General features: G+C 72.9%; 1 protein-coding gene. It reads right to left on the bottom strand.

The features are described from left to right. Positions 1 to 5615 (bottom strand): non-ribosomal peptide synthetase (locus KXC43_RS50150; RefSeq protein WP_221383412.1); only part of this gene is annotated, 5615 nt, incomplete at its 3' end. Positions 5616 to 5636 lie beyond the last annotated feature (21 nt).

Consider the following 5636-nt stretch of genomic DNA (forward strand, 5'->3'; position numbering starts at 1 on the left):
ATCGGCAGGTAGGCCGCGCCCGCCTTGAGCACGCCCAGCAGGGCCGCCACCAGATCCGGGCCGCGGTCCATGACCACGGCGACGACCGACTCGGCGCCCACGCCATGGCCGCGCAACAGCCGGGCCAGCTGGTTGGCGCGCGCGTCGAGCCGCTCGTACGACCACTCGACGCCGTCGGCCACCACGACCGCCACGGCGTCCGGAGCCGCAACCACGCGTTCCTGGAACAGGTCGAGCACCGTGCCGGACGGCACCGGCGCCGCCGTGTCGTTCCACGCGCCCAGCATCCGGGAGCGCTCGGCCGCGTCGACGACGTCGACGTCCCGCAGGCGCACATGTGGCGCCGCCGTCACGATGTCGAGGACCCGGGCCAGGCCACCGGTGAGCCGCTCGACGGTCGAGCGGTCGAACAGGTCGGCCGAGCCGGTGAGGGAGCCGCGCAGCCCGGCCGGGCGGCCCCGCTCGTCGAAGACCTCGCCGATCATCAGGTCGATGTCGGTCTTCACCACCGCCGTGCCGTCGCCGGCCATCGCCAGCCCGCTGACCTGAACGTCGGGCAGCTCCATCACGGCCCGCTCGACGTTCTGCACGGTCAGCACGACCTGACATAGCGGGTGCCGGGCCAGCGACCGCACCGGCGCCAGCTCCTCGACCAGCCGCTCGAACGGCACGTCCTGGTGGCCCAGCGCGCCCAGCGCCCGGCCACGGACCCGGGACAGCACCTCCCGGAACTCCGGGTCGCCGGACAGATCGGTGCGGATGACCAGCGTGTTGACGAAGAAGCCGACCAGGTCGTTGAGCGCCTCATCGGTACGCCCGGCGTTACCCGAGCCGATCGGGACGTCGGTGCCCGCGCCGTGCCGCGACAGCAGCACCGCCACGACGGCCTGCATCACCATGAAGACGGTGACGCCCTCGGCCCGGGCCAGCTCGATGAGCCGCCGGTGCACGTCGGCCGGCACCTGCAGCGGCACCCGATGTCCCCGGTGACTCGCCACGGCCGGGCGCGGCCGGTCGGCCGGCAGCGGCAGCTCCTCCGGCGCACCGGCCAGGTCGTCGCGCCAGTAGGCCACCTGCGCCGACAGCAGACTGTCCGGGTCGGACTCGTCGCCCAGCAGCTCCCGCTGCCACAGGGCGTAGTCGGCGTACTGCACCGGCAGCGGCTCGAACCGCGGGATCTCGCCGAGCAGCCGGGCCGCGTACGCCGCCGACAGGTCCCGGCCGAGCGGGGCCATCGACCAGCCGTCGCTGGCGATGTGGTGGACCACCAGCACCAGCACCTGCTCGCCGGGACCGGTGCGCAACAGCCGGGCGCGGATCGGGATCTCGGTCGTCAGGTCGAACGGCTGCCCGATCGCCCGGTTGGCCGCCGCGCTCAGGTCGTCGCCGGCCTCGCCGATTGCGGCGGTCTCCAGACCCCAGTCGAGCTCGTCGAGGTCGAGGATCCGCTGGTACGGCTCGCCGTCCTCGACCGCGAAGACGGTGCGCAGCGACTCGTGCCGGCCGATCACGTCACGCAGTGCCGCGTTGAGCACGGCCGCGTCGACGTCGCCGGTCAGCCGGATCACCGTGGGCAGGTTGAAGGTGGGGTTCGGGCCTTCGAGCTGGGTCAGGAACCAGAGCCGGCGCTGCGCGAACGACAGCGGCACCCGCTCGGGACGGTGCGCCGCCGCCAGCACCGGGCGCACCGGGCCGGTTTCGGTGCCGGCCAGCCAGGCCGCCAGCCCGGCCGGCGTCGGCGCCTCGAACAGCGTTCCCAGCGGCAATTCGGCGCCGAGCACCGTGCGGATCCGCGACACCAGCTTGACCGCGAGCAGCGAGTGGCCGCCGAGGTCGAAGAAGCTGTCGTCGGGGCCGGCCTGGTCGACGCCCAGCACGTGGGCGAACGCCGCGCACAGCAGCTCTTCCTCCACTGTCGCGGGCGGGCGGCCGGCGCCGCCGGTGTGGTCGACGGCGGGCAGGGCCTTGCGGTCGAGCTTGCCGTTGCCGGTCAGAGGCAGCTCCGGCAGCAGCACGAACGCCGAGGGAACCATGTAGTCGGGCAGCCGCGCCGCGGTCAGCTCACGGAGTTGCTCGGCCGTGAGGTCTTCCCCGACGACGTACGCGATCAGGCGGTCGTCGCGGGCGATCACCGCAGCCTGGTCGACCTCGGGGTGCGCGCGCAGGATCTGCTCGATCTCGCCGGGTTCGACCCGGAACCCACGGACCTTGACCTGCTCGTCCGCCCGGCCCAGGAACACCAACTGCCCGTCCGCCAGCCGCCGCACCAGATCACCGGTGCGATACATCCGCTCGCCGGAGCCGAACGGGCAGGCTACGAACCGCTCGGCAGTCTGGCCGGCCCGACTCACGTAGCCACGGGCCAGACCGGCGCCGGCCACGTACAGCTCGCCGGTGACGCCGACCGGAACCGGCGACAGACGCTCGTCCAACGCGTACAGGCGGGTGTTGGCGATCGGCGACCCGATCGGCACCGTGCCGTCGCCGGTCAGTTCCGCGGTCGCCACCCCGACGGTCGTCTCGGTCGGCCCGTAATGGTTGAACACGCGGCGGCCGCGGCCCACCAGGTCGGCCACCCATTCCGGGGAGGCCGCCTCGCCACCGAGCACCAAGGATTCGCGGGGCAACACCGCCTCGACACCGGCCACCGAGGACAACGCCATCAGGTGCGACGGCACCGCCTTCACGAAATCGATCTGCTGCTCGGCCAGATACGCGGCCACCGCAGCCGGATCGGTCACCGCCGCCTCGCCAAGAATGTGCAACTGACCGCCGGTGGCCAGGCTGACGAACACCACCGTGTTACCCAGATCGGTCACCTGCGGCTGCAACAAGCCGTACCGGCGGCCCCGACCCGACCAGCCGAACCGCTGAGACACCGAAGCCACATAGTTGGCCAGCGAGCCGTGGGTCACGGCCACACCCTTCGGCGTACCGGTCGAACCCGAGGTGTAGATGACATACGCGACCTGCCGCGGATCGGTGCTCACCGGCAGCGCGGAATCCGGCCAGGCGGCCACCGACGGATCATCGAGCGCCACCAACGGCACCCGGCCCACCGGCAGATCGTCAAGCACCTCCGACAAACCCAACAACACCGTCGCCCGGCTGTCGTTGAGAACAAAGGCGATCCGATCGACCGGCAGCTTCGCGTCGATCGGCAGATAGGCCGCACCGGCCTTCCACACACCCAGAATCGCCGTGATCATGTCGGCCCCGCGGGGCAGGCACAAACCCACCACCGACTCGACACCCACACCCTGGCCACGCAGATAGTGCGCGATCCGGTTCGCCCGGGCATCGAGTTGGGCGTACGTCAGCTCGACCCCGTCGGCCACGAGCGCAACCTCCGCCGAGGTCGCCTGCCGCTCGAACAGCTCCAGCACCGACGCCTCGTCGACCGGGGCCGCCGTGTCGTTCCAGCCGTACAGGGCCTGGTTGCGCTCGTCGGCGTCGAGCACGTCGATGGCGTGCAACGGCGCCTGCGGCGCCGCGGTCACCGCGGTCAGCACCCGCGTCAGGCCGGAGGTCATCCGCTCGACCGTGGCCCGGTCGAACAGGTCGACCGAGCCGGTGACCACGCCGGTCAGCCCGGCCGGTCGGCCCTCGTCGTCGAACAGCTCGACGGTCGTCACGTACAGGTCGAACTTGACCGGCGCGGTGCCCTCGGCGTTGGCGACCGACGCCGACGAGATGTCGTGCACCCCCGGCAGCTCGAGGACGGCCTGCTCGTTGTTCTGGAACGTCAGCATCACCTGGAACAGCGGGTGCCGGGCCAGCGACCGCACCGGCGCCAGCTCCTCGACGAGCCGCTCGAACGGCACGTCCTGGTGGGCCAGGGCCTCGAGAGTGGTCTCGCGCACCCGCCCGAGGATCTGCCGGAACTCGGGATCGCCGGACAGGTCGGTCCGGATCACCAGGGTGTTCAGGAACGAGCCGACGAGGTCGTTCACGGCGTCGTCGGTGCGCCCGGCCACCGAGAAGCCGATCGGCACGTCGGTGCCGGCGCCCGCCCGGGACAGCAGCACCGCGAGGGCCGCCTGCAACGCCATGAACGTGGTGACGCCCTCGGCGCGGGCCAGCTCGACGAGCCGGCCGTGCACCTCGGCCGGCACCTGCAGCGGCACCCGGTGTCCACGGTGACTCGACACCGCCGGACGGGGCCGGTCGACCGGGAGCGTCAGCTCCTCCGGCGCGCCGGCCAGAGTCTGCCGCCAGTAGCCGACCTGCCGCGACAGCAGGCTCTCGGGATCGCCGTCCGAGCCCAGCAGCTCCCGCTGCCACACCGCATAGTCGGCGTACTGCACCGGCAGCGGCGCGAACTCCGGCGCCTCGCCGCGCAGCCGGGCCTGGTACGCCGCCGACAGGTCCCGGCCGAGCGGGGCCAACGACCAGCCGTCGCCGGCGATGTGGTGCACCGCAAGGACCAGCACCTGCTCGTCGGGGCCGGTACGCAGCAGCCGGGCCCGGATCGGGATCTCGGTCGCCAGGTCGAACGCGTGCTCGGTCACGCGGGTCACCGCCGCGGGCAGGTCGTCCGGCGCGACCTCGGCGACGTCGAGGTGCCAGCTCAGCTCGGCCGGGTCGAGGATCCTCTGGTGCGGCTCGCCGTCCTCGACCGCGAAGATTGTGCGCAGCGACTCGTGCCGGCCGATCACGTCGCGCAGCGCCGCGGCCAGCGCGGCCGGGTCCACCACGCCGGCCAGGCGGATCACCGTGGGCAGGTTGTAGGTCGGGTTCGGACCCTCGAGCCGGGCGAGGAACCACAGCCGGCGCTGAGCGAACGACAGCGGCACCAGCTCCGGACGCCGGCCCGCCAGCAGCGCGGGCCGGGCCGGGCCGGCGCCGGTGCCGGCGATCCACGCGGCCAGCCCGGCCGGTGTCGGCGTCTCGAACAGGGTCCGGACCGGCAGTTCGACGCCCAGGACCGTGCGGATCCGGGAAACCAGCCGCGCGGCGAGCAGCGAGTGCCCGCCCAGGTCGAAGAAGCTGTCGTCGACGCCGACGCTGTCGAGCCCGAGCACGTCGGCGAACGCCGCGCACAACAGCTCTTCCTGCACGCTCAGCGGCGCTCGTCCGGCGCCGATCGTGAAGTCCGGTGCGGGCAGGGCCTTGCGGTCGAGCTTGCCGTTGGGGGTGAGCGGCAGCTCCGGCAGGGCCACGAACGCCGACGGCACCATGTATTCCGGCAGCCGCGCCGCCGCCACCGCCGGCAGCCGCCCGGTGTCGACGTCACCGACGACGTACGCGACCAGAAGGTCGTCCCGCACGATCACGGCGGCCTGCCGCACCCCGGGGTGCCCGAGCAGCACCTGCTCGATCTCGCCCGGCTCGATCCGGAACCCCCGGATCTTCACCTGGTCGTCGGCCCGCCCGGCGAACACCAGCTGCCCGTCGGCGGTCCACCGCACCAGGTCGCCGGACCGGTACATCCGCTCGCCCGCGCCGAACGGGGAGGCCACGAACCGCTCGGCGGTCAGCCCGGCCCGGCCCACATAGCCGCGGGCCAGTCCGGCGCCCGCGATATAGAGCTCGCCGGTCACGCCGACCGGCACCGGACTCAGCCCGTCGTCGAGCACATAGACGCGGCCGTTGGCGATCGGCGTGCCGATCACCGGGGCACCGCCGGGCGCCAG

The organism is Paractinoplanes polyasparticus (genome assembly GCF_019710575.1).
Classification (GTDB): domain Bacteria; phylum Actinomycetota; class Actinomycetes; order Mycobacteriales; family Micromonosporaceae; genus Actinoplanes; species Actinoplanes polyasparticus.